The 25511-nt window shown below is 70.3% G+C and carries 22 protein-coding genes and 2 tRNA genes; 13 read left to right on the forward strand and 11 right to left on the reverse strand.

Features of this window, described 5'->3' with window-relative positions:
• Positions 1 to 161: 161 nt before the first annotated feature.
• The 3 genes from AC1ROC_RS04345 to AC1ROC_RS04355 all read right to left on the reverse strand — a co-directional run bounded on the left by AC1ROC_RS04345 (position 162) and on the right by AC1ROC_RS04355 (position 3708).
• A tRNA-Glu gene (locus AC1ROC_RS04345) sits at positions 162 to 234 on the reverse strand.
• 86 nt (positions 235 to 320) lie between these two features.
• Positions 321 to 1223: a YegS/Rv2252/BmrU family lipid kinase gene (locus AC1ROC_RS04350; protein ID WP_085370320.1), complete on the reverse strand. Its 903-nt coding sequence runs from the start codon at positions 1221 to 1223 to the stop codon at positions 321 to 323.
• A 349-nt stretch (positions 1224 to 1572) separates the two neighbouring features.
• Complete coding sequence (locus AC1ROC_RS04355) at positions 1573 to 3708, reverse strand: copper-translocating P-type ATPase (protein WP_492998917.1); 2136 nt, start codon at positions 3706 to 3708, stop codon at positions 1573 to 1575.
• 77 nt (positions 3709 to 3785) lie between these two features.
• Here AC1ROC_RS04355 and AC1ROC_RS04360 point away from each other — a divergent pair, with 77 nt between their 5' ends.
• Both AC1ROC_RS04360 and AC1ROC_RS04365 read left to right on the forward strand, forming a co-directional pair.
• Positions 3786 to 4424 carry an MBL fold metallo-hydrolase gene (locus tag AC1ROC_RS04360; RefSeq protein ID WP_492998316.1) on the forward strand — a complete coding sequence of 213 codons (639 nt, stop codon included), beginning with the start codon at positions 3786 to 3788 and terminating at the stop codon, positions 4422 to 4424.
• A gap of 4 nt (positions 4425 to 4428) precedes the next feature.
• On the forward strand, positions 4429 to 5817 hold the full coding sequence (locus AC1ROC_RS04365; protein WP_492998318.1) for a cryptochrome/photolyase family protein: 1389 nt from the start codon (positions 4429 to 4431) through the stop codon (positions 5815 to 5817).
• Between the two features lie 3 nt (positions 5818 to 5820).
• Here the strand turns inward: AC1ROC_RS04365 and AC1ROC_RS04370 are convergent, their stop codons facing one another.
• The gene (locus tag AC1ROC_RS04370; RefSeq protein WP_492998321.1) at positions 5821 to 6084 is read right to left on the reverse strand and encodes a hypothetical protein; all 264 of its coding nucleotides are present in this window, start codon (positions 6082 to 6084) and stop codon (positions 5821 to 5823) included.
• A gap of 48 nt (positions 6085 to 6132) precedes the next feature.
• Here AC1ROC_RS04370 and AC1ROC_RS04375 point away from each other — a divergent pair, with 48 nt between their 5' ends.
• On the forward strand, positions 6133 to 6372 hold the full coding sequence (locus AC1ROC_RS04375) for a hypothetical protein (protein WP_492998322.1): 240 nt from the start codon (positions 6133 to 6135) through the stop codon (positions 6370 to 6372).
• Between the two features lie 65 nt (positions 6373 to 6437).
• Complete coding sequence (locus tag AC1ROC_RS04380; RefSeq protein ID WP_256922053.1) at positions 6438 to 7214, forward strand: nuclease-related domain-containing protein; 777 nt, start codon at positions 6438 to 6440, stop codon at positions 7212 to 7214.
• On the opposite strand, the gene AC1ROC_RS04385 is transcribed toward AC1ROC_RS04380, so the two are convergent.
• Genes AC1ROC_RS04385 through AC1ROC_RS04395 form a run of 3 tightly spaced genes read right to left on the reverse strand, consistent with a single transcriptional unit; the run spans position 7174 to position 11161 of the window.
• Positions 7174 to 8109, reverse strand: a complete 936-nt coding sequence (locus tag AC1ROC_RS04385) for an alanyl-tRNA editing protein (protein WP_085370309.1) — start codon at positions 8107 to 8109, stop codon at positions 7174 to 7176. The genes AC1ROC_RS04380 and AC1ROC_RS04385 overlap by 41 nt on opposite strands.
• A 23-nt stretch (positions 8110 to 8132) precedes the next feature.
• Positions 8133 to 9839, reverse strand: a complete 1707-nt coding sequence (locus AC1ROC_RS04390) for an ABC transporter permease/substrate binding protein (RefSeq protein ID WP_085370308.1) — start codon at positions 9837 to 9839, stop codon at positions 8133 to 8135.
• Positions 9839 to 11161: a quaternary amine ABC transporter ATP-binding protein gene (locus AC1ROC_RS04395; RefSeq protein ID WP_492998326.1), complete on the reverse strand. Its 1323-nt coding sequence runs from the start codon at positions 11159 to 11161 to the stop codon at positions 9839 to 9841. The genes AC1ROC_RS04390 and AC1ROC_RS04395 overlap by 1 nt, the downstream gene beginning before the upstream one ends.
• Before the next feature lie 448 nt (positions 11162 to 11609).
• Between AC1ROC_RS04395 and AC1ROC_RS04400 the strand changes: the two genes are divergently transcribed.
• From AC1ROC_RS04400 to AC1ROC_RS04415, 4 genes are all read left to right on the forward strand, one after another.
• Positions 11610 to 12578 (forward strand): Dyp-type peroxidase, encoded by a 969-nt coding sequence (locus AC1ROC_RS04400; RefSeq protein ID WP_168689241.1) that lies wholly within the window; start codon positions 11610 to 11612, stop codon positions 12576 to 12578.
• A gap of 113 nt (positions 12579 to 12691) precedes the next feature.
• Positions 12692 to 13540, forward strand: coding sequence for an ABC transporter substrate-binding protein (locus tag AC1ROC_RS04405; RefSeq protein WP_085370303.1), 849 nt, complete (start codon positions 12692 to 12694; stop codon positions 13538 to 13540).
• A gap of 25 nt (positions 13541 to 13565) precedes the next feature.
• Positions 13566 to 14453, forward strand: coding sequence for an amino acid ABC transporter permease (locus tag AC1ROC_RS04410; RefSeq protein WP_492998329.1), 888 nt, complete (start codon positions 13566 to 13568; stop codon positions 14451 to 14453).
• Positions 14450 to 15211 carry an amino acid ABC transporter ATP-binding protein gene (locus AC1ROC_RS04415; RefSeq protein WP_085370301.1) on the forward strand — a complete coding sequence of 254 codons (762 nt, stop codon included), beginning with the start codon at positions 14450 to 14452 and terminating at the stop codon, positions 15209 to 15211. The genes AC1ROC_RS04410 and AC1ROC_RS04415 overlap by 4 nt, the downstream gene beginning before the upstream one ends.
• 15 nt (positions 15212 to 15226) lie before the next feature.
• Here AC1ROC_RS04415 and sufU read toward each other — a convergent pair whose 3' ends face one another.
• From sufU to AC1ROC_RS04430, 3 genes are all read right to left on the reverse strand, one after another.
• Positions 15227 to 15673, reverse strand: a complete 447-nt coding sequence (sufU, locus tag AC1ROC_RS04420; RefSeq protein ID WP_492998331.1) for a Fe-S cluster assembly sulfur transfer protein SufU — start codon at positions 15671 to 15673, stop codon at positions 15227 to 15229.
• The gene (locus AC1ROC_RS04425; RefSeq protein ID WP_492998333.1) at positions 15670 to 16947 is read right to left on the reverse strand and encodes a SufS family cysteine desulfurase; all 1278 of its coding nucleotides are present in this window, start codon (positions 16945 to 16947) and stop codon (positions 15670 to 15672) included. Before AC1ROC_RS04425 ends, sufU begins: the two co-directional genes overlap by 4 nt.
• Positions 16948 to 17023: 76 nt before the next feature.
• Positions 17024 to 17350 carry a hypothetical protein gene (locus tag AC1ROC_RS04430; protein WP_085370297.1) on the reverse strand — a complete coding sequence of 109 codons (327 nt, stop codon included), beginning with the start codon at positions 17348 to 17350 and terminating at the stop codon, positions 17024 to 17026.
• Positions 17351 to 17525: 175 nt separating this feature from the next.
• Between AC1ROC_RS04430 and AC1ROC_RS04435 the strand changes: the two genes are divergently transcribed.
• The 5 genes from AC1ROC_RS04435 to AC1ROC_RS04455 all read left to right on the forward strand — a co-directional run bounded on the left by AC1ROC_RS04435 (position 17526) and on the right by AC1ROC_RS04455 (position 25329).
• Complete coding sequence (locus AC1ROC_RS04435) at positions 17526 to 19205, forward strand: HAD family acid phosphatase (protein ID WP_492998336.1); 1680 nt, start codon at positions 17526 to 17528, stop codon at positions 19203 to 19205.
• A gap of 55 nt (positions 19206 to 19260) precedes the next feature.
• Positions 19261 to 19767 carry a hypothetical protein gene (locus AC1ROC_RS04440; protein WP_085370295.1) on the forward strand — a complete coding sequence of 169 codons (507 nt, stop codon included), beginning with the start codon at positions 19261 to 19263 and terminating at the stop codon, positions 19765 to 19767.
• A gap of 22 nt (positions 19768 to 19789) precedes the next feature.
• Positions 19790 to 19987, forward strand: a complete 198-nt coding sequence (locus AC1ROC_RS04445) for a hypothetical protein (protein ID WP_085370292.1) — start codon at positions 19790 to 19792, stop codon at positions 19985 to 19987.
• A gap of 32 nt (positions 19988 to 20019) precedes the next feature.
• The gene (locus tag AC1ROC_RS04450) at positions 20020 to 20946 is read left to right on the forward strand and encodes a Ppx/GppA family phosphatase (protein WP_492998337.1); all 927 of its coding nucleotides are present in this window, start codon (positions 20020 to 20022) and stop codon (positions 20944 to 20946) included.
• Between the two features lie 180 nt (positions 20947 to 21126).
• The gene (locus tag AC1ROC_RS04455; protein ID WP_492998339.1) at positions 21127 to 25329 is read left to right on the forward strand and encodes an SdrD B-like domain-containing protein; all 4203 of its coding nucleotides are present in this window, start codon (positions 21127 to 21129) and stop codon (positions 25327 to 25329) included.
• 88 nt (positions 25330 to 25417) lie between these two features.
• On the opposite strand, the gene AC1ROC_RS04460 is transcribed toward AC1ROC_RS04455, so the two are convergent.
• Positions 25418 to 25489 (reverse strand) — tRNA-Gln (locus AC1ROC_RS04460).
• Between the last annotated feature and the right edge of the window lie 22 nt (positions 25490 to 25511).

Raw genomic sequence — 25511 nt, forward strand, 5'->3', positions numbered from 1 at the left:
TCGAACCGTGATGACGTCCACAGCGCCGACCCGTCGTGGGTCGTCCGGGATACTCCCCTTCGCTCCGAAGAGTCTACCGGATGCCCGGCGGCCGCGCTCGCCCTCGCCCGACCACACAAAAAAGCCCGGATACCAGTAAATTACTGGTATCCGGGCTGTTGTGACCCCAGCGGGATTTGAACCCGCGTTACCGCCGTGAGAGGGCGACGTCCTAGGCCGCTAAACGATGGGGCCGTTTTTGCAACTCAATGAGTATGCCACACCCTCCGCTCAGGTTCCAAAACGGCGGGTGCATCCCGGGCGTGGCGCGCGGGCTGCGGTCAGGCGAGCACGAGCAACGCGCCCGGAGAGACCGAGACCTCGACCGGCAGTGGGCCGATCCGCTCCCCGTCGGCGTACGCCACCACATCCGGAGCGTCGATCGTGACCGTGCGCGCCGGGAGGAATGAGACCTCGTCGATCTCCGTATGCGTTCCGGAGAATACTTTCGGGAACAGGCGCAGGAACCGCCACTTCGGCATGTCCCTGACGACGAAGAGGTCGAGCATCCCGTCGTCGAGGCTGGCGTGCGGCACCACGCGCATCCCTCCCCCGATGGAGCGGTTGTTGGCGACGGCGATGAGCAGCGCGTCGGTGTCGAGCGGCACACCGTCGGCGACCACGCGGTACGGGATGGGGCGGAGCGTCGCGAGCTCGCGGAGCAGGGCGAGCACGTAGCGGCTTCGGCCGCGCGGGCGGGTCATCAGGTTGGCGCGCTCGTTGACGGTGGCGTCGAACCCGGCGGAGAGCACACAGCCGAACCAGGTGCTCAGGCCGCCGTGCCGCACGATCCCGGCGTCGATCCGGCGCGGCGGCTTCTGCAACGCAGCGAGCAGGAGGGCGATGGCGGCCTCGGTGTCGGAGACCGGGATGCCCAGGCCGTCCGCCATGTCGTTGCCTGTGCCGCTCGGCACGATCCCGAGCGGGATGTCCGTCTGCGCGACGATGTTGATGCCGAGGTTCACCATGCCGTCGCCGCCGACCACCACGAGAGCGTCGGCACCGGCAGCGACGGCGCGTTTTGCTTCGCGCCGCAGGAGCTCGACGTTCGCCTCGTCGAGCGCGACCACCGAGTGACCGGCAGCGCGGAGCCGCTCGACCACGCGCGGGCCGACCTCCCGTCTCTTCCCGAACGACGCCATCGGATTGACCGCGACGACGACGGTGCGGGGGGAAGCGGCCATAGTGCACGATTATGGCGGACCATCCGGGCGCGGCCGGGAGTAGACGTGGCTGTCCCCGTGTCGCGGGCGGGCCCGTGCCGGGCTTCCGTTCAAACGGACTCCCGGCACGACACGCCGCGCCACACTCCGCCCCAGCGGAGTTCCCGCGGCGAGCAGCGCGCGTCTTCCGCTCGAGCGGAGCTCGCGGCCGAGCCCCCGGAGTCCGCCCGAGCGGAGTTCGCGGCCGAGCCCACGGAATCCGCTTGAGCGGAGTTCTCGCGGCCGGGGGCCCGCCGATTCCGTTCCAGCGGAGTCTTCCGCGGCGTGTCGCGCCGAAACTCCGCCCGAGCGGACGGCGAGGCGCCGCGGCCTACAGGCGCACGCGCCGCAGCAGTTGCGCGTTCAGCGCCACCACGATGGTGGACACCGACATGAGCACCGCGCCGAACGCGGGAGACACAACCACGCCGATTCCGGTCGCCACGCCCGCCGCGAGCGGCAGCGCGATCACGTTGTACCCGGCGGCCCAGGCGAGGTTCTGCAGCATCTTGCGGTAGGTGGCCCTCGACAGCGTGATGACCCTGGCGACGCCGCGCGGGTCGCTGGATGCGAGCACGATCCCGGCCGACTCGATCGCCACGTCCGTGCCCGCGCCGATCGCGATCCCGACGTCCGCCTGCGCGAGCGCCGGGGCGTCGTTGACGCCGTCGCCGACCATCGCCACCTTCGCGCCGCCCTGCTGCAACTGCGCGACGGTGCCCGCCTTGTCGCCGGGCAGCACCTCGGCGAACACCTCGTCGATGCCCAGCCGGGCGGCGACGGCCTCGCCCACGGCCCGCGAGTCGCCGGTCAGCATCGCGACGCGCACTCCGCGGCTGTGCAGGATGCGCACCGCCTCCTCCGACTCGGGCCGCACGACGTCCGCGAGCGCGATCATCCCGGCCACCTGCATCCCGGCGGCGCCATCCGCACCATCCCCGCGCAGCACGTACACCACGGTCTGCCCCTCCGCCTCCGCCGCGCGCGCGGCCGCGGCCACCGCAGCGGCCGGCGTCAGCCCCCGCTCGGCGAGCAGTCTGGGCGCCCCGACGGTCACGGCGACACCGTCGACCGTCGCCGTCGCTCCCCGACCGCCCAACGCCTCGAAGTCCGCTGCGGCCGCGACCGTGAGCCCCCGCTGCTGCGCCTCGGCGACGATCGCCCGGGCGATGGGATGCTCGGCCGGTGCCTCGACCGACGCGGCCAGCGCGAGCAGCGCATCCACGTCTCCGTCGGTGGCCTCCACGGATGCGACGCCCTGGCGGCCCTCGGTGAGCGTCCCGGTCTTGTCGAACAGGACGACGTCGATCAGGCGGGCGTCCTCCATCGCGTGCCTGTCGCGGATCAGCAGGCCGTTCTTCGCGCCGATCGCCGTGGAGATCTGGGCGACCAGCGGGATGGCCAGACCGAGCGCGTGGGGGCAGGCGATGACGAGCACGGTCACGACGCGTTCGAGCACGAAGCCGGGCTCGTCCGGTCGCAGGATCGCCCACACGACCAGGGTGAGGGATGCGGCGGCGAGCGCCACGTAGAACAGCAGCCCGGCCGCGCAGTCGGCGAGGATCTGCGTGCCGGACTTGCTGGCCTGCGCGTCGGAGACGAGGCGCATGATCCCGGCGAGCGCGGTGTCTCCCCCGGTCTTCGTCACCCGGACCACGAGTGACCCGCTGCCGGAGATGGAACCGGCGACCACCTGCTCGCCCACTCCGCGGGTGACCGGCTTCGACTCGCCGGTGAGAAGCGATTCGTCCACGTCGGACCGTCCGTCGACGATCTCCCCGTCCACGGGCACCGCGGCGCCGGGGCGGACGCGCACGAGGTCGCCGACGGCGAGCGCACTGACGGGTACATGCTCGGACGTGGACCCGTCGCCCACCCGCTCCGCCTGGTCGGGCAGGAGCTTCGCGAGCTGGCCCAGCGCATCCTGGGCGCCCATCACCGCCGACATCTCGATCCAGTGGCCGAGCAGCATGATCAGGATGAGGGTGGCGAGCTCCCACCAGAAGTCCATGCCGGGCAGGCCGAACGTGACGGCGAGGCTGTAGCCGAACGCGACGACGATGGCCAGCGAGATGAGGGTCATCATGCCGGGCTGGCGGCTCCGCAGCTCGGTGACGGCTCCGCGCAGGAAGACGAGGCCGCCGTAGAAGAAGATGGCGACGCCGAAGACCGCGGGGATGTACTGGCTACCGGGGAACCGGGGTCCGCCGAGCCCGAGGATCTCCTGCAGGCCGGGCGAGAACACCAGAGTGGGGATGGTGAGGACCAGGGTCAGCCAGAACTTGCGCCGGAAGATCGCCGGATCGTGCCCGGCGTGGGCGCCGTGATCGTGACCGCCCTGGTCGTGACCGCCGTGGTCGTGCGCCGAGTGATCGTCGGCCGCGCCGCCGTGACCCGAGTGCTCGTGCGCCCCGTGATCGTGCGCGTCGTGTGGCTGGTGCGTCTGATTCGTCGTCGTCTCGTTCATATCCACCCTTGAACAGTACCCCCCAGGGGTATATTCCTCAAGTTGCACGACCACTCTTTTAGGTATTTCCTGGTGCCATGAGACTGACGAAGTTCGAACACGCCGCCCTGCTCCTCGAAGAGTCCGGAAAGAAGCTGTTCGTCGACCCGGGGAGCCTGACCTCTCCGCTCACCGACACCAACAGCACCGTCGGCGTCGTGATCACCCACGAGCACGCCGACCACTGGACCCCCGAGCAGCTGAACCGCGTCCTCGACCTCAACCCGGATGTGCCGATCTTCGCCCCGCAGGGAGTCGCCGCCGCGGCCCCCGACTTCGCCATCACCGTCGTGCACCCCGGAGACACCGTCGAGGCGGGGCCGTTCACGCTGCGCTTCTTCGGTGGCCGCCACGCCGTCATCCACGAGAGCATCCCGGTCGTCGACAACCTCGGCGTGCTCATCAACGACGTGCTCTACTACCCGGGCGACTCGTTCACCATCCCGGAGGGCGTCGACGTGGATGTGCTCGCCACCCCGGCGGGCGCCCCCTGGCTGAAGATCGCGGAGACCATCGACTACGTGCTCGCCGTCAAGCCCAAGCGCAGCTTCCCCACGCACGAAATGGTGCTCTCCCGCGGGGGCAAGGACATGGCGAACGCCCGCATCAAGTGGGCGACGGAGCAGAACGGCGGCGAGTTCTTCCCGCTGGAGCCCAACGACACGCTCGACCTCTGAGCGCGTGAGCGAGCAGCACGCCGCAGCGTCCGGATCCCGCCCGGCGGTCGTCTGGTTCCGTGACGACCTCCGGGTCGCGGACAATCCGGCACTGACGGCCGCCGCCGGCAGCGGGCTGCCCGTCGTCTGCGTCTACGTGCTCGACGACGAGTCGCCCGGCGTGCGAGCGCCGGGCGGCGCGTCCCGGTGGTGGCTGCACCACAGTCTCACCGCGCTCTCCGCAGCACTGGATGCGCTCGGCGGCTCCCTGACGATCCGTCGCGGCCCTGCCGAACGCGTCATCGGCGACCTGCTCGCCGAGACCGACGCCGCCGCCGTGTTCTGGAACAGGCGGTACGGCGAGGCGGAGCGCACGGTCGACGAAGCCATCAAGACGCAGGCCAGGGACGACGGACGCGAGGCGTCCAGCTTCGGCGCGAACCTGCTCTTCGAGCCGTGGACCATTCGCACGGGCTCCGGCACGCCGTTCTCCGTCTACACCCCGTTCTGGCGCGCCTGCCTCGCCTCGCCAGAGCCGCGCAAGCCGCTGGATGCGCCCGGGAGCATCGCGGGCGCTCCCCCGCTGGACGGCCTCACGGTCGCCGACCTCGGGCTCCTGCCGACGCATCCCGACTGGTCGGCCGGCCTGCAGGAGACCTGGGAGCCGGGAGAGGACGCCGCGCACGAGGCCCTCGCGCGCTTCCTGGACGAGGATGTCGCCGCATACAAGGCGGACAGGGACACCCCGGGGATCGACGCCACCTCACGACTGTCACCGCGGCTGCGCTGGGGCGAGCTCAGCCCGTACCAGGTCTGGCACGCCACCGCCGCCGCGCGCACCCGCACGAACGCGGAGGGCGCAGCCACCTTCCTCTCCGAGCTGGGGTGGCGCGAGTTCGCGTACCACACGCTGTTCCAGCGGCCGGCGCTGGCGACGGAGAACATCCGCAGTGAGTTCGACGCCTTCCCCTGGCCGCGCCTGCACCCGACGGCGCTGCGCGCCTGGCAGCAGGGCCGCACCGGCATCCCGCTGGTCGACGCCGGGATGCGGGAGCTCTGGCACACCGGCACGATGCACAACAGGGTGCGCATGGTCGTCGCGTCGTTCCTGATCAAGAACCTGCTGATCGACTGGCGACTGGGAGAGCAGTGGTTCTGGGACACGCTGGTCGACGCCGACCCGGCCAGCAACCCGTTCAACTGGCAGTGGGTCGCGGGAAGCGGGGCGGACGCCGCACCGTACTTCCGCGTGTTCAACCCCGAGCTGCAGCGCGAGAAGTTCGACAAACACGGGGACTACGTGCGCCGCTGGGTGCCGGAGTGGCAGACCGACGCGTACCCGGAGCCGATCGTCGACCTCGCGGAGACGAGGAGGGCGGCCCTCGCCGCCTACGACGTGGTGAAGGGGCGCTGAGCGTCAGCGCCCGTGCTCGGCGAGGATCTGGTCGACGTCGATCCGCTTGAGCAGGCCGTTCCAGTCGATCCTGCGCGCCTCGTCCGCCTTGTCCTCGTCGGCGAACACCTTGCCGCTGCGCTCCACGACGACGCCGACGGGGAGCATCCTGTTCAGTTCGGCGAGGATCGCGTCGTCGACGGCTTCGGTGTCGAAGTCGGCTCCGACGGTGGCGTAGTAGTCGCCGGACAGGGTGTACGACACGATTCCGGTCTCGATTCGGCTCATGGGCGGCAGTGTAGTCCCGGCATCCGACGGGAGCGTACAGTGCGCGGCATGAGCGATCAGGATGAGCCCACCACCGGCCCCGATGCAACCGGACAGGACACAACCACCGGCCAGGACACCCAGCAGAGCCAGGAGCCCGCAGCGCCGCGCGACGCCGACGAACTGACCGACGCCGTCACCGAGCTCGGCGCAGACGACGAGGAACGTCTCGACGCCGTCGCCGAGCACAACGCCTCGCTCGAAGAGCGGCTGCCCGGCGACGACGAACTGCCCCTCACCAAGGGGTAGTCCGTCCGGAGCGCGCCCTGGTTGGGGGCCTGGAAGGGCTCCCATCCGCTCGGTACGGTGGCGCGGTGGACAACAGTGGACGGATGCGCGACAGGGTCGCCGGTTACGCGGTGATGGAGCAGGTCGTCCGGTTGCACGGTGACGTCCCTCCCCGGTCGGCCGTCGCCCGTGCGTTCGGGGTCCGCCCGCTCAGCGCCGGCACCCGGCCCTGGTTCGACGGCGCGCTCGGCGAGCGCGAGGTGGGGGCGATGCTCGACCGCCTGCCGGACGGCTGGACCGTCTTCCACGCGCTGCCCGTCGGAAACGGGGATGCGGACATCGACCATCTCGTCGTCGGCCCCGGCGGCGTGTTCGTCGTGAACACCAAGAACCACCAGGGTGCTGAGGTGTGGGTCGGCGAGCGCGCCGTGCTCGTGAACGGGGCGAAGAAGCCGTACCTGCGCAACTCCGAGCTGGAGGCGTCGCGCATCCGGCAGGTGCTCGCCACCGCGGGCCTGGTCGCCCCGGTGAACGCCGTGGTCGCGGTGCTCGGCGCGAAGAAGCTGACGGTGCGTCAGCAGCCCGCCAGGGTCGCCGTGCTCGCCGCCGGCGGGCTGAACCGCTGGCTCACCCGGCGTCCGGCCGGTGTCGATCAAGCGACCGTGGATGCGATCGTGCGCATCGTCGACGACCCCGCCACCTGGCGACCGGCGCACGGCCCGTCCGGCGCAGGCTCGGCCACCGTCGAGCGGTTCGACGCCATCGCCCGCGAGGACAGGGCGGCGCGCGTCGTCCGGCTGGGCTGGCTGCTCGCGGTCGCGCTCAGTGCGCTCGCGGTGGCTCTGCCGTTCCTGCCGCACTGAGCGTCGCAGCGGTGCGCATCTGGAGTTCGAGCGCACCCTCCGCCTCGTGGAGGTCGAGGTCGACCGTCACCGACGCTAGCTCGGAGAGCGAGCGCAGGTGCGTTCCTCCGCACGGGATCTCGACGGTGCCGTCCGGGAGGTCGCAACGCCAGGTGCGCCGCTCCCCCAGGCCGTCTCCGTCGCGCGCGATCGACACCGCGGCTCCGGTCGCCAGCCATCCGGCGAGCAGCTCGTTCGCGGCGGCCTGCACGCTGTCCAGCACTCCGGCGAGGTCTGCAGCCTGGAACCCCTTCTTCCGCAGGCTCTTGCCGATGCGGTACGTGTCGAGCGAGCCGTCCGGCAGGATGCGCGACTCGGTGATCGCGAGCTGGTCGAAGTTCGGGTTGCCCCTGCCGTCGAGCTGCACCTCTTTGCTCCACAGCCCGGTCAGCGCCGCGTTGAGCGCCAGCGACGCCAGGTGGCAGCCGGTGTGCCCGGCGGAGAGCGCGCGGCGCAGAGCGGGGTCGACGGTGACGGTCACCGGCGTGCCCGGGGTGAGCCCGTCCGCGTCCTCCACGACATGGCAGACGACGAACGCCCAGCCCTCCGTGCCCGTCCGCACCGGGGCGTCGCCCACGAACAGGTTCTCTCCGTCGATCGCGCCGACCACCGCGCCGACCACGGGATGCACGACACCGTCCACCGACAGCGTGCCGTCATCGGCGGGCTGGTCCGGCCAGACCGGGTCGACGGCGTGGAACGCCGTCCTGTCGAGGACGATCGCGGTGCGCCCGTCCCCGACCGGCTGTGCGATGAGCACAGTGCCGGTCGAGGTCAGGTCGCCGTCCGGGTACGTGACGATGGTGTCCGCGTCGATCCTGGTGGTGTCGACGGGATGCGCGAGAGGGAAGCTCATCCCTCCAGCGTACGAGGTCGCGCTCAGTTCGTGAGCGCGTCGACGTACTCCTGGTGCTCCGTCATCCACTTCGTGACGATGGGGTCGTAGTCGTCCGTCTTCGCGCCGTTGAACATGTCGTTCTCGAGCGAATAGAGGAGTTTCGAGTCGAGTTTGAAGGACTTCACCCAGCCGGCCACCTCCGGGTACTTCTTCTCGAAGTCCGTGCTGGCGATCGAGTGCAGGGATTCGGCCGTCCCGAGCGTATTCTTCGGGTCCTTCAGATCCTTCAGGTCGAACTGGTCGTACGCCCAGTGCGGTCGCCACAGGGTGACCGCGATGTTGTCCTTGCTCTTCATCGCGCTGGTCAGCTCGGCGAGCATCGCCGGGGTCGACGACGTCGTGAAGTCGAGACCGCCGAGGCCGTACTCCGGGATGACCTTGTTCTGCGTCGCCTCGGTGAGCCCGGCGCCCGGCTCGATGCCGACCAGCCGGTTGCCGAACTCGTCGGCGTGCGCCGCGAGCTGGTCGAGCGAGTCGATGGGGGCGTCCTTGTTCACCGCGATGGTGAGCTTGGCCTCGTTGTTCCAGGCGCCGAGGTCGACGAGCGAGTCTCCGTACTTCTTCAGGTACGCCTCGTGCGTGGTGGGCAGCCAACCGTCGAACGCCACGTCGTAGTCGCCCGTGCTGAGACCGGCGAACGCTGGGCCGGCGTCGGCGTACTCGAACGTCACGTCGTAGCCCTTCTCCTCCAGCACGTGCTTCCAGAGGTAGGACACCGCCTCGCCCTCCGGCCAGCCGTTGAAGACGGCGACCTTGATCTCGCCCTTCGACGCGTCCGCCTGCGAGACGGCGGCGATGCTGGTGCCGCCGACGGCCACGAGGGCTGCTGCCCCGAGGGCCGCCAGCGCGCGCTTCGGCATCCGCTTGCGGGCCGCCCCCACGGAGGCCGTGAGCCGATCCAGGATGATCGCGATGATGACCACGGAGAGGCCGGCCTCGAAGCCGAGGCCCACATCCACCCGGCTGAGCGCCTGGACGATGTCGCGGCCGAGGCCGCCTGCGCCGACCATTCCGGCGATGACGACCATCGAGAGCGACAGCATGATCACCTGGTTCACCCCGGCGAGGATCGACGGCATGGCGAGCGGCAGCTGGATCTGGCGCAGGATGCGCCGGGGCGACGAGCCGAACGCCCGACCGGCCTCGACGATCTCGCTGTCGACGCCGCGGATGCCCAGCTCCGTGAGACGCACGCCGGGAGCCATCGCGAAGATGATCGTCGCGACGATGCCGGGCACGACACCCACCCGGAACAGGATGAGGGCCGGGATGAGGTACACGAACGCCGGCATGGTCTGCATGAAGTCGAGCACGGGACGGATGATCGCCGACGCCGTCTTCGATCGTGCGGCCAGAATGCCGAGCGGGACGCTCAGTGCGACGGCGATAGCCGCGGCGACGAGCACGAGCGCGAGGGTGTCCATCGCGTTCGTCCACTGGTCGATCCCGGCGATGACGAGCAGCCCGACCACCGTTCCCGCACCGAACACCCAACCGCGCAGCCAGACGGCGAGCACGGCGAAGATCAGGATGATGCCCCAGAACGGAGGCGTCTGCAGCAGCCAGTCCATGCCCGTGTACAGCGCGGTGAAGACCGTGCGGATCACGTCGAACACAGGACCGAAGAACTCGGTGACGAAGTCGACGGCGCTGGTCGCCCAGTCGCCGAGGGGAAGTCGCACATCCATCAGCGCACCTCCTCGAGCTCAGGCTCTCCGCCTTCTCGCGCGCCGACCCCCGGTGCGGTCTCGAGCAGTGTCTGGTTCATCACGTCGACCGGGATGGTCGCCCTGGGCTCGACGATGATCGGGATCTCGGTGGTCTCGCTGGTGACGTTGCCGAGCGCCGCGAGCAGGGTCACCCGCGGGATGACGCCGAGAAGGCGCTGGTTGTCGTCGACAACCGCGAGCGGCAGGTCGCTGCCGACGGACAGCTCGACCAGCTCGCTCAGCACCTCGTCGCGGGAGACGGACGCGATGCCGTCGTCGATCACCGCGGAGAGGTCGGACTGGCCGTCGCGCACCTGGCGCATCACGTCGCGGTCGCGCACGGCGCCGAGCAGGCGGCGTCCGTGGCCGACCACGAAGGCGGCGGAGGTCTGCAGGTCGCGCATGGTGCGCACGGCGGCGCGCGGTCCAGCGGCCACGGTGACGAGCGCGCGCACGGGCTCCATCACGCTCGCCGCCGTCAGCACGCGGGCACGGTCCACATCCTGCACGAAGCTCTCGACGTAGTCGTTGGCCGGGTCGGTGAGGATCTCCTCCGGCGTTCCGATCTGCACGACGCGACCGTCGCGCATCACCGCGATCCTGTCCCCGAGGAACATCGCCTCGTTGAGGTCGTGGGTGATGAACACGATGGTCTTGCCGAGCTGGCTCTGCAGTTCGAGCAGCTGCTCCTGCATCTCGTGCCGGATGAGCGGGTCGAGTGCGGAGAACGCCTCGTCCATCAGGAGCACGTCGGTGTCTGCCGCGAGTGCCCTGCCGAGGCCGACGCGTTGCTGCATCCCGCCGGAGAGCTCTCCGGGGAGCTTGTCGCCCCAGCCGGACAGCCCGACGAGGTCGAGCACGGTCTCCGCCTTGGCGCGGCGCTCCGCGATCGGCACGCCCTGCACTTCGAGGCCGTATGCGAGGTTGTCGAGCACGGTGCGGTGCGGGAGGAGGGCGAAGTGCTGGAACACCATCGAGATGTACTTCTGCCGCACATCCCGGAGCTTCTTGGGCGGCAGGCCCGTGATCGTCGTGCCCATCACCGCCACGTCGCCGGCGGTCGGCTCGAGGAGCCCGTTCAGCAGGCGGATCAGCGTGGACTTGCCCGAACCGGACAGACCCATGACCACGAAGATCTCGCCGGGGCGCACGGAGAAGCTCGCGTCGATCACCGCTGCGGTTCCCGAGCCTGCGACCTCGTCGCGGGTCGCCCCGCCCTGCAGCCGGCGAACGACGTCGCCGGGTTTACGTCCGAACACTTTGTACAGATTGCGCGCTTCGACGGCGGCAGATTCGCTCACTTTTCCTCCGTGGCACGCGCGGCGATGCCCTGGTGCGTGCCCGTGATTGCGCCCGGGTGGGCAGCGTGAACAGCTGGTCGACTCAAGCGGATCGTCCGATCCGCGAATCACCGGCTGCCGACGCGCCATCGGGGCACGCCCACACCGCCCGACCGTACGCTCCGGCGTGCGGGGCCGGTGTACACCTCGGCCCCTCATTCCCGGAACGCGGGCTGGGTTGTTGCGGCCCCGTCTCTGCCGGTCTCGGCCAACGGGGCGACTCGACGTTATCAATGGGTTTGTACAGAAAGCCAATCGAGATTCTGCATTTCACGGCACATTCCGTCGACGGCATACACCGACATCCGCGTGCTGATGCGGATCGCTCGGGCCCTGCCATCGTTACCTTTCCGTTACCTGAGTGCGGCCGCTCTTCCTGCGGACCGGGGATGTGCGGCAGACTCTCCCCATGACCTCCGACACCGGCGACCACGCCTGGCAGCGCGTCCCGATCGACGCCCAGAGCGTCGATGCCCCGCTCTCCCGTTCCGCCGTTTTCCTCGTGGTGTCCGTCGCGGACTCCGACGAGGCCTTCTCCACGGTGAAGGACGTGCTCTCCGACCTGTCCGGCCTGGTCAAGACGGTCGGCTTCCGCGACCTGAACGCCCACCTCTCCTGCAACGTCGCGATCGGCGCGGGCATCTGGACGAGGCTCACCGGGCGCGGTCTCCCCCGCGAGCTGCACCCGTTCACCGAGATCCGCGGACCGGTGCACACCGCCGTTTCCACCCCGGGCGACCTACTGTTCCACATCCGCGCGGAGCGCGGCGACTTCACCTTCGAGTTCGAGCGGCTGCTGCTGGGCGCCCTCGGCGACAGCGTCCAGGTGGTCGACGAGGTCACCGGCTTCCGCTACTTCGACTCCCGCGACCTGCTGGGATTCGTGGACGGCACCGCGAACCCCGCCGACGGGGAGATGGCGTCGTCGACGCTCGTCGGAGACGAGGACCCCGAGTTCGCAGGAGGCAGCTACGTCGTAGTGCAGAAGTACCTGCACGACCTCACGAAGTGGGGAGCACTGCCGACACCGGCCCAGGAGGGGGTGATCGGCCGCACCAAGCTCGACAACGTGGAACTGGACGACGCCGAGTACGGCCAGAAGTCCCACAAGACCCTCGCCACGATCACCGACGAGGCGGGCGTCGAGCACGACATCCTGCGCGACAACATGCCGTTCGGCCGGGTCGGGCACGGCGAGTTCGGCACGTACTTCATCGGGTACTCGCGCGCCCTCTGGGTGATCGAGCGGATGCTGCAGCGGATGTTCGTCGGAGACCCGGAGGGAAGCTACGACCGCATCCTGGACTTCTCCACGGCGGCGACCGGCACCACCTTCTTCGCGCCGCCCCGCGCCATCCTGAACGCGCTGGGCGACTGACCGCCGCGCCTCCGGCGTAACACTGTGACCGGCCGCGTTGCCCGCGCGGCGCGGGATGCGCCATGCTGAGAGACCCGCACGCACCCCGCCCCCGATCACAGCCCGGAGTCGCCATGTCCCGCCGCATCCTCACCGTCGCCGCCGTCGTCGCGGCCGCAGCGCTCGCCCTCACCGGATGCGCGTCCGGCTCCGGATCCACCGGCTCGGCAAGCACGAAGGCCGACGACGCATACGTCACGCCCGGCAAGCTCACCATCGCCACGGCCGAGCCCGCGTACTCGCCGTGGGTGATCGACGACAAGCCGGAGTCCGGCAAGGGCTTCGAAGCCGCCGTCGCGTACGCGGTCGCGGACAAGCTCGGCTTCGCGAAGACCGACGTCACCTGGGTGCGCACCACGTTCGACCAGGCCATCGCCCCCGGACCGAAGACCTTCGACTTCAACCTGCAGCAGTTCTCCATCACCGACGAGCGCAAGAAGGCCGTCGACTTCTCCTCCCCGTACTACGAGACCACGCAGGTGGTCGTCACCACCGGCGCCTCCCCCGCGGCGAAGGCGACCTCGCTCGCCGACCTCAAGAAGCTCTCCATCGGCGCCCAGTCCGCCACCACCAGCTTCACGGCGGCGGAGAAGCAGATCGCGCCCTCCGGCGGCGTTCAGGCGTTCAACTCCAACGACGACGCCAAGCTCGCCCTGGAGAACAAGCAGGTGGATGCGATCGTCGTCGACCTGCCGACCGCCTTCTACCTGCGCGACGCCGAGTTGAAGGACGGGAAGATCGTCGGCCAGCTGCCGAAGGCGTCCGGGCAGGACGGCGACCAGTTCGGTCTGGTGCTCGCCAAGGGCAGCCCGCTCACCGCGAAGGTGACGGCCGCGGTCGACGCGCTGCGCACCGACGGAACCCTGGACACGCTGGCCGCCAAGTGGCTCGCCACCGACGGCAACGCCCCGGTGCTGAAGTAGCGGCCGACCGGCTAACGTTCAACGGGTGAGCACCATCCAGCAACCGGGCGCTGTCGACCAGCCCAGCAACGCCGAGCAGCCCAGCGCCGTCGAGCTCGGCCGGCGCGCGTTCCGTCGCAAACAGACGACGCGCTCCGTGCTGATCAGCCTGGCCAGCACGGTTGTCGTCGCCGTCGTCGCCTGGTTCTTCGTCATCAACACCCCCGGCTGGGCCGCCGTGCAGCAGACCTTCTTCGATCCCGCCGTGGCCGTGCAGGCGTGGCCGCGGGTGTTCGAGGGGCTGCTGCTCAACATCCGGGTGCTGATCGTCGCAGCGATCGGGGTGCTGATCGTGAGCATCCTGATCGCCACGACGCGCACCCTGCGCGGACCGATCTTCTTCCCGCTGCGCGCGCTGGCGGCGGGCTACACCGATCTGTTCCGCGGGATGCCGCTGATCATCGTGCTGTACCTCGTCGGCTTCGGCCTGCCGGGGCTCGGCGTCTTCCCGCGCATGCCCGCCGAGTTCTGGGGCACCATCGCGCTCATCCTGGTCTACTCGGCATACGTGTCCGAGGTGTTCCGCGCCGGGATCGAGGCCGTGCATCCCTCGCAGCGGCTGGCGGCCCGCGGCCTCGGCCTCAGCCACTACCAGACGCTGCGACTGGTGATCCTGCCCCAGGCGGTCCGCAAGGTCACGCCCGCGCTGATGAACGACTTCGTCGCGATGCAGAAGGACGTCGGCCTCATCTCCATCCTGGGAGCGGTGGATGCGGTGCGCGCCGCGCAGATCGAGACGGCCGCCACATACAACTTCACCCCGTACGTGCTCGCCGGGCTGCTCTTCGTGGTGCTGGCACTTCCGATGATCCGGCTCACCGACTGGTATTCGGCGCGGGTGCGCAGGCGCGAGCAGATCGGGAGCGTCGTATGAGCGACCAGGACACCGCGGAGCCCGTGCTCCGGCTGACCGGGCTGCGCAAGCGGTTCGGCGACACGGAGGTGCTGCGCGGCATCGACCTGGACGTGCACCGGCACGAGGTGGTGGCTTTGATCGGCGCGAGCGGGTCAGGCAAGTCGACGCTGCTGCGCACGATCAACCTCCTGGAGCCCATCGACGACGGGCAGATCTTCCTCGTCGGGGACGACATCAGCGATCCCCGCACCCGGATGGATGCGGTACGCGGCCGCATCGGCGTGGTGTTCCAGCACTACAACCTGTTCCCGCACCTGTCCGTGCTCGACAACGTGACGCTCGCCAGCCGCCGCGTGCACCGCATCCCGCGCAGGGCGGCGGAGGCGAAGGCGCACGAACTGCTGGCGGCGATCGGCCTCGGCGACAAGGCGAAGGAGTTCCCGGACCGGCTCTCCGGCGGTCAGCAGCAGCGCGCCGCCATCGTGCGCGCCATTGCGACCGACCCGGAGCTCCTGCTGCTCGACGAGGTCACCAGCGCCCTCGATCCCGAACTGGTCGGCGAGGTGCTGGAACTGGTGCGCGATCTGAAGGCGTCCGGCACGACCATCGTCATGGCGACGCACGAGATGGCGTTCGCGCGCGACGTCGCAGACCGCGTGGTGTTCCTCGACGCGGGCGTGATCGCCGAGCAGGGGTCGCCGTCGGAGCTATTCGGCGCGCCGCGCGAGCAGCGCACCCGCGAGTTCCTCGCGCGGTTCTCCGGCTGGGTCGCCTGACGGCCGCCGCTGTCGCTACGCGGCCGACGTGGCCAACGCGTCCTCCAGCGCCACCCACGGCAGCATGGCGCACTTGATGCGCGTGACGTACTTCGAGACGCCGGCCAGCGCGACGGCGTCGCCGAGCAGCTCTTCGTCGCCGTCGATCGTGCCCTTCGACTGCATCAGCTCACGGAACGCGGCCACCGCATCGGCCAGCTCCTCGCGCGACACGTCGTGCACGATGTCGCTGAGGAGCGACGCCGACGCCGTCGAGATGGAGCAGCCGTGTCCCTCCCAGCTGATCGACGCGACGCCGCCCTCCGCCGATGGATGCACGTTGAGCGTCACCTCGTCTCCGCACGTCGGATTGAGCTGGTGCGATCTTCCGGCCGCATCCGGTCGCAGGCCGTAGCCGTGCTTCTCCTTGGCGTGGTCGAGGATGACCTGCTGGTAGAGGTTCTGAAGGTCGGACGTGCTCATCGGTCAACTCCGAAGAAGGAGCGGGCGTCGGCGACGGCCGCGACGGCCGCATCCACTTCGTCCGCGGTGCTGTAGAGGTATGTGCTGATGCGGGTGCTGGCCGTCGCGCCGAAGCGGCGGTGCACCGGCTGGGCGCAGTGGTGGCCGACGCGCACGGCGATGCCGCGGTCGTCGAGGAACTGGCCGACATCGTGCGAGTGGATGCCGTCCACCACGAAGCTTGCGAGCCCGACCCTCGGCACGTCGCGCCCCGGTCCGAGCACGCGCACGCCGGGGATCTCGGCCAGCCCGTCCAGGATGCGCGCCCCCAGCTCCTCCTCGTGCGCCTCGATGGCGGCCATCCCGACCGCGTCGAGGTAGTCCACCGCGGCAGCGAGCGCGACGGCCTGGGAGACGCGCTGCGTCCCCGCCTCGAACCGCTGCGGCGCCGGCAGGTACTCGGCGCCGCTGAGAGTGACGGTGGTGATCATGGAGCCGCCGGTGAGGAACGGCGGGAGGGCGTTCAGCAGTTCGCGGCGGCCGTAGAGCGCGCCGATGCCGGTGGGCCCGAGCATCTTGTGGCCGGAGAACACCGCGAAGTCGACGCCCGCGGCGTGCAGGTCGAGCGCCAGGTGCGGCGCGGACTGGCAGGCGTCCAGGACGGTGAGCGCACCGACCTCGCGGGCGAGGGCGACGAGCGTCTCGACGGGGTTGATCGCGCCGAGCACGTTGGAGACGTGGGTGAACGCGACGATCTTCGTGCGCGGCGTGATGACGGCGGCGGCCTCGTCGAGGCGGAGCTGTCCGTCGTCGTGCAGGCCGATCACCGAGAGGGTCGCCCCGGTCCTGGCGGCGAGCTCCTGCCACGGCACGAGGTTCGCGTGGTGCTCGGACTCCGTGACGACGATCTCGTCGCCCTCCCCGATCCTGAACCGCGCCGCCGCGTCTCCCCCGCGCCCGAGCGACGCGTTCGAGATGCTGTACGCGAGCAGGTTGATGCCCTCCGTCGCGTTGGACGTCCAGACCAGCTCGTCGGCGTCGACGCCGACGAAGGAGGCGACGCGTGCGCGGGCGTCCTCGAACAGCTCGGTGGCCTCGCCGGCGACGGTGTGCGCGCCGCGGTGGACGGCCGAGGTGTACTGCTCGACGAAGGAGCGTTCGGCGTCGAGCACCTGGCGCGGCTTCTGCGAGGTCGCTCCGGAGTCGAGATAGACGAACGGGTGCCCGTTGACCTCGCGGCCGAGGATCGGGAAGTCCGCGCGGATTCGGGTGAGATCGATGGTGTCGGTGTGCATGCGTTGAAAACCTTACTTCCTCAAACTGCAATGCAGTCGAGGGTTACGGCATTCCCGGATGCGCAGACTCCGCCCGTCAGGAGTCGCGGCCGACCGGCGGTTCCCCGACGAACTGGTGCGCCTCGGAGGCGAGCTCCTGCCAGTCCTCCACGTCGCCGATCGCGACCCACGAGCCGCGCGCATCCACCACCCCTCCGGATGCGGGAGAGGCGATCCCGCGGTCCACCAGATCGAGCGCCCTCGCGGCCGGCAGGTCGACCACCAGGGCGTCCCCGTCGAGGAACGCGAACAGCTTCCCGTGGACGTTCAGGCCCTTCTCCGTCGCGACGACGTCGTCGTCCGGGTCGTCGAGCAGTCGGGTGGTGAGCAGGTCGAAGGCCACGGTCGGCGATGCGTCGGTCATGGCGAGATGCTAGGCCACCCGCGATCCGCCGGACAAGCCCCGGCCCGGGGAGCCGCGGTCGCCCGCTCATTCGCGCGGGGCGCTCGCGCGCGTCTGGCGCGTCAGACCGCATCCGGCTAGTGTGCTCCCAGACCCCCGTTCGGGGGTGGACCCCCTCGATCGATTGGTGTCTGCAATGTTGCTCAGGTCCACCGAGAGAACCGCACATCCGCGCCGTACCCGCCTCGCCGCCGGGGCCGCGGGCGTGCTGGCCATCGTCGTCGGCTTCGGCGTGGTCGACGTGTCCGCCGCGTCCGCCTGGGACCCGGGACCGGGGCACGGAGCCGGCCACGGGCAGCAGCTCGCGCCGCGCACCTCCTTCACGATGGCGCCGGACGGCACGAGCGGCGCGACGCAGGGCGGGGAGGGCATCCCGAACATCGACTCGGTCAAGAAGACCATCGCCACCTACTACGGCGACCCCGGCACCGGCATAGCGAACAAGACGGCGTCGCCGTACATCAGCGAGATGTCGACGATCGTGGCCGGCGAGACGGCGAAGCTGCAGGCCGAGTACGCGGCGGCAAAGGCCAGGGGCGAGAAGCCCGCGATCGTCTTCGACGCCGACGACACCACCCTGTGGACGTACGACATGGAGGTGGCGGACATGCACTTCACCTTCAACCCGGCCGAACAGAACGTGTGGGTGCAGGACCAGCGCTTCCCCGCCACCCCGGCGATGGTCGCCTTCGTGAACAAAGCCGCGGCCATCGGCTTCAGCGTGTTCGGCCTCACCGGCCGCAACGACGACCAGAAGGCCGCCACCCTCGGCAACCTGTCCAAGGTCGGATACACGCCGTTCACCGCGGAGAACTTCTACACCAAGTGGACCGGCGTCGGCGCCTCCCAGCAGCCGTCGTACATCACCTGCGCCACGGCGAAGTGCACGACGGTCGAGTACAAGGCGCTCACCAGGAAGCACATCCAGGACCTCGGATACACGATCGACCTCAACGTCGGCGATCAGTGGTCCGACCTGCAGGGCGGATACGCCACGCGCGCACTGAAGCTGCCGAACCCCACGTACTACCTGCCCTCCCCCGACCTCCCCGGCGTGAACGAGCCGGCCCTGTCGCCGCGCACCCACTTCACGATGGCGCCGGACGGCACGAGCGGCGCGACGCAGGGAGGGGAGGGCATCCCGAACATCGACTCGGTGAAGTCCACGATCGCCACCTATTACGGCGACCCGGGCACGGGCATCGCGAACAAGACAGACTCCCCGTACATCCGCGAGATGCGCAGCCTGGTGCTCCGGCAGCTTCCGGTGCTCGCCGCGACCTGCTTCGTGGAGAAGAAGCTGCACAAGAACCCCGCCATCGTCCTCGACGCCGACGACACCACCCTGTGGACGTACGACATGGAGGTGGCGGACATGCACTTCACCTTCAACCCGGCCGAACAGGACGTCTGGGTGCAGGACCAGCGCTTCCCCGCCACCCCGTCGATGACCACGCTCGCCGCGGTCGCCCAGAAGTCCGGATGCACGCTGATCGGCCTCACCGGACGCAACGACGCCCAGAAGGACGCCACCCTCGGCAACCTCGCCAAGGTCGGGTACACCGGCTTCACCCCGCAGAACTACTACACCAAGTGGACGGGCGTCGGCGCCTCCCAGCAGCCGTCGTACATCACCTGCGCCACGGCCAAGTGCACGACGATCGAGTACAAGTCGCAGACCAGGGCCCACGTCGAGTCTGCCGCCGGCGGCAAGTACGACATCGTCGCCAGCTACGGCGACCAGTTCAGCGACCTGATCGGCGGCTCCGCCGACCGCGCGGTGAAGCTGCCGAACCCGACGTACTACCTGCCGTAGATCGCCCCTGCCGGGGTCGGCGTCCAGTACGCTGACTCCGGCAAGGGAGGTGCGGATGCGGAAGCCGCTCAGGATCACGACGGTGCGGGGCAAGTGGGCCTACGCGGTCGTCGGGTGGTGCGTCGTCGGGCTCGGGGTGCGGGCGATCATCGCGACCACCGGCAACTCGCTGGCGTGGGTGGTCTTCTCCACCGTCGCCGACCTCGCGCTCTATCTGGTCGGCGCGCGGATCTTCCGCGGAGCGGACGAGCTGCGCGATCCTCCCCGGCCCTGGTGGCGGATGACCGCGAGGGCGAAACTGAGCCGCCGCCTGGGGATCCTGTTCGGCTTCCTCACCGTCATGACCTCGCTCAGCCTGTTCGTCGGGAACAGCCGCCACCCGCTAACGGAGACCGCCACGGCGAGCGCTGTTGCCGGGGCGATCGAGTTCCTCGTCCTCACTGTGCTGTACGTCACCTCCGGACGCCGCCTCAAGCGACTCGAGACCCAGCAGCCCACACCGGAGAAGGTCGATCCAGCCCTCTCCGCCCCCTTCGACGACGGGTGGCCCCGCGCGCGGTGACCGCACCGGTATCCTCGTGAGCATGGTCGAGCGCACGAACGGTTCCCCCTGGTTCTTGATCGGCGGCATCCTCCTCGTCGCCGTCGGTCTCGGCGCGCCGCTGATCTTCGACGCCGCGACCGGCCAGACCCAGTGGATCGTGCGCGGGATCGGCGTACTCGTGGCGATCGGCGGCGGCGTGCTGATCGGGTTCTGGGTGCGTCACAGGCAGGGGCGCTGAGCCAGTACTGTCTGAGCCAGTACTGTCTGACTATGCGCCTCGGAGTTCTCGACGTCGGTTCGAACACCATCCACCTTCTCGTCGTCGATGCTCACCCCGGCGCCCGCCCCATCCCGGCCGCCACCCACAAGTCCGTGCTGCGGCTGATGCGCTACATCACCGCGGACGGCGCGATCAGCGACGAGGGCTGCCAGGCCATCCTGGACGCCATCGCGTCTGCGATGCGGGTGGCGGAGCAGGAGGGCATCGAGGAACTGCTGCCGTTCGCCACGTCCGCCATCCGCGAGGCCAGCAACGGCCCTGAGCTGCTCGCGCGCATCACCGCGGAGACCGGCGTCGACCTGCAGGTGCTGTCCGGCGAGGACGAGGCGAAGCTGACCTTCCTCGCTGTGCGCCGCTGGTCGGGCTGGTCGGCCGGCGACCTGCTGCTGTTCGACATCGGCGGCGGTTCGCTGGAGATCGCCTCCGGCCGCGACGAGTACCCGGACATCGCGGTGTCCGTCCCGCTCGGCGCCGGCCGCAGCACCATCGGGTTCCTCCACGACGACCCGCCCACCGCATCCCAGGTCGACGCGCTCCGGATGCACGCCCGCGCGGTCCTCCAGGATGCGGTGTCGCGGTTCGGCTCCCGCGCATCCGGCAGCCATGTGGTCGGCACCTCCAAGACCATCCGGTCCCTGGCCCGCCTCGCCGGGTCGACGGCGCCCGGCCCCGGCGGAACGGAGCGCAGCCTGCTGAAGCGGTCGGACCTGTCTGACTGGGTGCCGCGCCTCGCGCAGCTGCCGGCCGATGCCCGCACGGCGCTGCCCGGGATCACCGCGGACCGCACGTTCCAGATCGTCGCAGGCGGCGTCGTCCTCCGCGAGACGATGCGCGCCTTCGGCGTGGATGAGCTCGAAGTGTGCCCGTGGGCGCTCCGCGAGGGCATCATCCTGCGCTACCTCGACCACCTGGGCTGACCCGGCTGGGCCCTCGTGGCCGATTGTGGACAGGATGCGTCCCACACGGGATAGTCGCGGCCTTTTCCCGCCGCCTAACCTTGCGAGCAATATCCGTGGACATCGGCCCCAACCCGACGTGGGCCGTAGCCGCATCTTCCGCACGGGATCCCCGTGCACACCCGGGAAAGCTCCATCGTCATGCCCTCCGTACCTCCTCGCCATCGCGCCAGCGCCGGCACGCCTATCCACCACCGCCACCGCCGCCACGCGCGCCTCCCCCGCCTCGCGGCCCGCGCGCTGACCGCCACCGCCACCGCTGCGCTGCTCGTCGTCGCCGGCTGGGCGCCCGCCGCCCTCGCCGCGACGGCAGCCCCGGATGCTGTGGTGAACATCGCGACCGACCGCACCACCGTGGGGTGGCACGACACCTCGACGTTCACGTTCACCGTGGAGAACTCCGTCGCCGTGCCGCTCACCGACGGCGACGTCACGCTGATCGTTCCGACGTTCGACGGCACAGACGCCTCCGGGAAGCCGGTCGACTGGTGGACGGCGGGCATCCACTGCACGGCCACCGGCGGCGCCGTCTGCCCGACCGGGCGGTGGACCTTCGCCACAGCCACCGGGGCCGTCAGCGCCACCGGGCTCGCGGTGCCCCAGGGCGGGAAGCTGACCTTCACCGCCACCGCACAGCACATCGCGACCAGCACGCAGTCGGCGCGCGCGTCCATCGAGGTCTCCTCGCCGCTCGGCGACCTCGCCCCGCGCACGAACACCGCCGACCTCACCTACCAGTACACGCTCGCGGGCTTCGCGCACGGCGTCGCCGTCACCCTCGACGACCACGACCCGGCCAGCCTGGTCGCGGACGTGACCATCACCAACACTGGCTCGCAAACCTTCGACCTGCTCACCGCGCAGTGGTCCTCCGGCATCCCGGTCGCGGCGGCTGCCCCCGCGAGCCCGGGCGATCCGGCGTTCTCGGGCGTCAGCTGCGACCAGGCGGCGTCCATCGGCGACTGCTCGGCCGTGACCGGGGTCGGCGGTGGCCCGATCGCCGCCACGACAGCGGGAGGCGGCGCGCAGGTGTCCGGTCTCCAGCCCGGTCGCAGCATCGTCCTGCGCGTCACGTACACGCGGGGAACCCCCGGCTGCGGCAGTGCGCCGGTGACCTGGCCGTTCGACGTCGACACGCTCGCGGGTGTCCCGGCGGAGACCGACGGCTCTGTCGCGGACAACACCGCCCACGCCGAGACGACGTGGACGCCGCCCGCCTGCCGGAACTTCGACCTGCGCACCGACGCGGCGGACGCCGTCCCCGCGGCCGGAGCGTGGGCGCCGGGCGGACCGTTCGCGTACACGGCCACGTACTCCAACGCCGGGCCGGACGGCATCACCGACGCGTACCTGCAGGCCGAGGCGCCCGCCCGGCTCTCCGGCGCGGCCTCCACCTTCGACCTGGCCGCGATCACCTGCACCGCGACCGGCGGGGCCAGCTGTCCAGCATCCTGGGCGGTCGACGGAACCGGCGCGACGCCGGAGAGCGAACGCATCCGGAGCGGCTCTGTCAGCGTCCCCGCCGGCGGCACTCTGACCGTCACCTATCACGGCACGTATCAGAACATCGACGACGCGATGCTGTGCCGCCCGGCGACGGTGGCGTTCCGCACCCTCGTCTGGACGGACGCGAGAACCGACGCCCATTCGACCGGGGACGACGACGTGTTCGGCACGTTTCAGGGAAACAACGGCCGCGTCGTGCGCTCCGACGCACTGCAGGGTCGGGCCTGCGCGTCTCGTCCATACGACCTGGGCGTGGTGAAGACCGGGCCGTTCCTCGATGCCGCAGCCACGACCCCTGCCGGGACGTTGCGTCCCGGGCAGCTGGTCTACTTCCTGCTCGACGTGACCAACAACACGGTCGACAGCACCGACCTCACCGAGTACACCATCGACGACCAGGCCAGCATCGGCTTCAACCCGATGTACCAGCCGGCAACGGGGACGAGCGGGACAGGCATCGTCGCCGACAAGATCACCTGCCAGTCTGTCGCCAACGGCGCCGCCTGCCCGACCGCTCCCCCGGAGACGGACGGGAACCCGGACTTTTGGTTCGACCCGGCCACCAGGATGACCGACACCGAGCTGCTGCACTACGACATCTCGACACCGGCAGGCGACCCCGCCGCGATGCCGGTCGGCGGCGAGATCCGCCTCACGGTGCCGTACCGCGCCCCGCTGATCAAGCCAGAGTTCGCGCAGTGCAGCCCGCAGAGCGCGGCCATCGCCGGCAATAACTTCGTCAGCGTCCCGACCGGGATCGCCCCCGACCTCGTCGACCGGGACCCGTACGGCAACAACTCGGACTTCGTCGAGTTCTCGGTCGACCATCCCACCTGCACCACCTCGCTGAGCGTGGTGAAGACCGCGACCTCTCCGTACTTCGACACCGACGGGGACGCGACCTTCACGATCACGGCGACCAACACGTCCACCTCGGGACTCGAGGTTCCTCGCCTGCGGGACGCCTTCACGAGCGCGGCCGGGCTGTCCCTGGCGGAGGTCGACCTCGCTCACACGACGGTGACCTGCGTGGCAGGCGCGGGAGCGTCCTGCCCGGACTACACCGTGCACCCCGGGTCCCGTCAGGGCGTCGACGGGGCGACCTCTCCGGTCGGGCAGGACGCCGACCCGTCGTTCGCCGCACTCTTCGACGCATCCTGGTCCACGCCCGGCGACGGTGCAGCCACCATGTCCGCGGGATCGTCGGTGACCTTCACGGTGACCATGGCCCTCCCGCGCACTCCGTCCGGCGACCTCACCAACCGGGCGATGTTCGGAGCATCCGACGACGACCCGCTGAAGTGGCCGACCGTGATCGACAGGGCGACCGTCGGGCCCCGCCCGGGCAGCGCCGGCCTGTCGGTGACCAAGACGGTCGACCCGACGGTCGCGTACGCAGGCGAGACCATCGTGTACACGTCGGTTTTCACGAACTACTCCGACCAGAGCCGCACGGCCTCCCTCGCCGACCCGCTGGATGCGACCCTGCGCGCCGACAACCCGACGGGGTTCGGCGCCGTGACCTGCTCCCCGTCGCCGCGCGCGACGGACGGCGTCGTCGGCGCGAGCTGTCCGGCACCGCTCACCTCGGCCGCCGACGGGATCACCGCTGGACCGTTCACGATGCCCGCGCACTCGTCGTTCACGATCACGTACACCGCGACGGCGCCGCTCGGCGGGTATTCGAGCGCCCCGAACAGCGTCCGGTTGTTCCAGTCGCCGGATGCGGTCAGCGACGGCGACGCCCAGGCGCAGGCCAACGCGGCGTTCCTCAGCCGGGCATCCCTCGCGGGGACCGTCTTCGTCGACACGGACTACGACGACGCGCTCAGCGCGCCGGACTCCGGACTGCCCGGCGTCCTCATCACGCTCACCGGCACCGACGAGCGCGGCGCCGCCGTCACCCTGTACGCGTGCACCAACGCCTCCGGGTACTACGCGTTCGCCGCAGGTGAGACGGTGTACGCCGACCGGCCGGACTGCGCGCGTCCCGCGACGGCCCCCGTTGCCGGTTTCGTCGGCCTCATCCCCGGAACGTACGCGGTCACCCAGACCCAGCCGGACGGGTTCACCTCCACCACCCCGTCGTCGTTCGTCGGGAGCCACGGTGGCACGTCGGGCACGGACACCGTGACCGGTGTGACCCTGACTGCAGGAGACGCGGCGATCCACTACGACTTCGGCGAGCAGCAGTTCGGCTCGATCGGAGACACGATCTGGCTGGATGCGAACGCGAACGGCCTCCAGGATGCGGGCGAGCCCGGCGTCGACGGCTTCGCGGTCACCCTGAGCGGCACCGATGTCACGGGCGCGCCGGTCTCGGCGACCACGAGCACGGACGCCCTCGGCCACTATGTCTTCGACCACCTGCGACCGGGCAGCTATACGGTCACCTTCTCCCCCGCCGGCCTGGGCGCCGGGCAGGCGTTCACGACGCAGGGAGCCGGCGGGGACCCCGCGCTGGACTCGGACGGCGACCCGGCCACGGGCGTCACCGGCACGATCGCGCTCGGGGCGGGCGAGCACCGCAGCGATATCGACCAGGGCGTGGTGGGGCCGGCGATCGCGGCGCCGCCGGCACCGCCAGGTCCGCCCGCGCCGCCAGGACCGCCCACGCCGCCGGTGCCGCCCCTGGCGCCCCCTGTGTCGCCGGTGACGCCGCTGCCGCCCGTGGGTACGCCCGACGCGCCCTCAGCGCCCTCCGGCGCCTCCGCTAGCCGCCTCGCAACTACCGGCGCGGACATCAGCGGTGGCCTGACGTCCCTCGCCCTCGCGGCGGTGCTAGCCGGCGCGGTCCTGCTCGCGACGCGCAGGAGGCGCAGGCCCGGCCGGGGGTGAGCGCCGCGGCGCTCCGCGCCGGGCCTCGCCGCGCCGAACCTCACCGCACCAACAAGAAAACCCCCGGGCGACCGGGGGTTTTTCACTGCTGGGGTACCTGGACTCGAACCAAGAACAACGGTACCAGAAACCGCCGTGTTGCCAATTACACCATACCCCACTGTCCCGAACCGAAGCCCGGG

Source organism: Leifsonia sp. GW821-FHT13C05, assembly GCF_058806515.1.

Bases quoted from the DNA above. Each gene is read 5' to 3' on its own strand.
- AC1ROC_RS04350 (WP_085370320.1), bottom strand. From the start codon at position 1,223: ATGGCCGCTTCCCCCCGCACCGTCGTCGTCGCGGTCAATCCGATGGCG.
- AC1ROC_RS04355 (WP_492998917.1), bottom strand. From the start codon at position 3,708: ATGAACGAGACGACGACGAATCAGACGCACCAGCCACACGACGCGCAC.
- AC1ROC_RS04360 (WP_492998316.1), top strand. From the start codon at position 3,786: ATGAGACTGACGAAGTTCGAACACGCCGCCCTGCTCCTCGAAGAGTCC.
- AC1ROC_RS04370 (WP_492998321.1), bottom strand. From the start codon at position 6,084: ATGAGCCGAATCGAGACCGGAATCGTGTCGTACACCCTGTCCGGCGAC.
- AC1ROC_RS04375 (WP_492998322.1), top strand. From the start codon at position 6,133: ATGAGCGATCAGGATGAGCCCACCACCGGCCCCGATGCAACCGGACAG.
- AC1ROC_RS04385 (WP_085370309.1), bottom strand. From the start codon at position 8,109: ATGAGCTTCCCTCTCGCGCATCCCGTCGACACCACCAGGATCGACGCG.
- AC1ROC_RS04390 (WP_085370308.1), bottom strand. From the start codon at position 9,839: ATGGATGTGCGACTTCCCCTCGGCGACTGGGCGACCAGCGCCGTCGAC.
- AC1ROC_RS04400 (WP_168689241.1), top strand. From the start codon at position 11,610: ATGACCTCCGACACCGGCGACCACGCCTGGCAGCGCGTCCCGATCGAC.
- AC1ROC_RS04405 (WP_085370303.1), top strand. From the start codon at position 12,692: ATGTCCCGCCGCATCCTCACCGTCGCCGCCGTCGTCGCGGCCGCAGCG.
- AC1ROC_RS04415 (WP_085370301.1), top strand. From the start codon at position 14,450: ATGAGCGACCAGGACACCGCGGAGCCCGTGCTCCGGCTGACCGGGCTG.
- sufU (WP_492998331.1), bottom strand. From the start codon at position 15,673: ATGAGCACGTCCGACCTTCAGAACCTCTACCAGCAGGTCATCCTCGAC.
- AC1ROC_RS04425 (WP_492998333.1), bottom strand. From the start codon at position 16,947: ATGCACACCGACACCATCGATCTCACCCGAATCCGCGCGGACTTCCCG.
- AC1ROC_RS04430 (WP_085370297.1), bottom strand. From the start codon at position 17,350: ATGACCGACGCATCGCCGACCGTGGCCTTCGACCTGCTCACCACCCGA.
- AC1ROC_RS04435 (WP_492998336.1), top strand. From the start codon at position 17,526: ATGTTGCTCAGGTCCACCGAGAGAACCGCACATCCGCGCCGTACCCGC.
- AC1ROC_RS04440 (WP_085370295.1), top strand. From the start codon at position 19,261: ATGCGGAAGCCGCTCAGGATCACGACGGTGCGGGGCAAGTGGGCCTAC.
- AC1ROC_RS04445 (WP_085370292.1), top strand. From the start codon at position 19,790: ATGGTCGAGCGCACGAACGGTTCCCCCTGGTTCTTGATCGGCGGCATC.
- AC1ROC_RS04450 (WP_492998337.1), top strand. From the start codon at position 20,020: ATGCGCCTCGGAGTTCTCGACGTCGGTTCGAACACCATCCACCTTCTC.
- AC1ROC_RS04455 (WP_492998339.1), top strand. From the start codon at position 21,127: ATGCCCTCCGTACCTCCTCGCCATCGCGCCAGCGCCGGCACGCCTATC.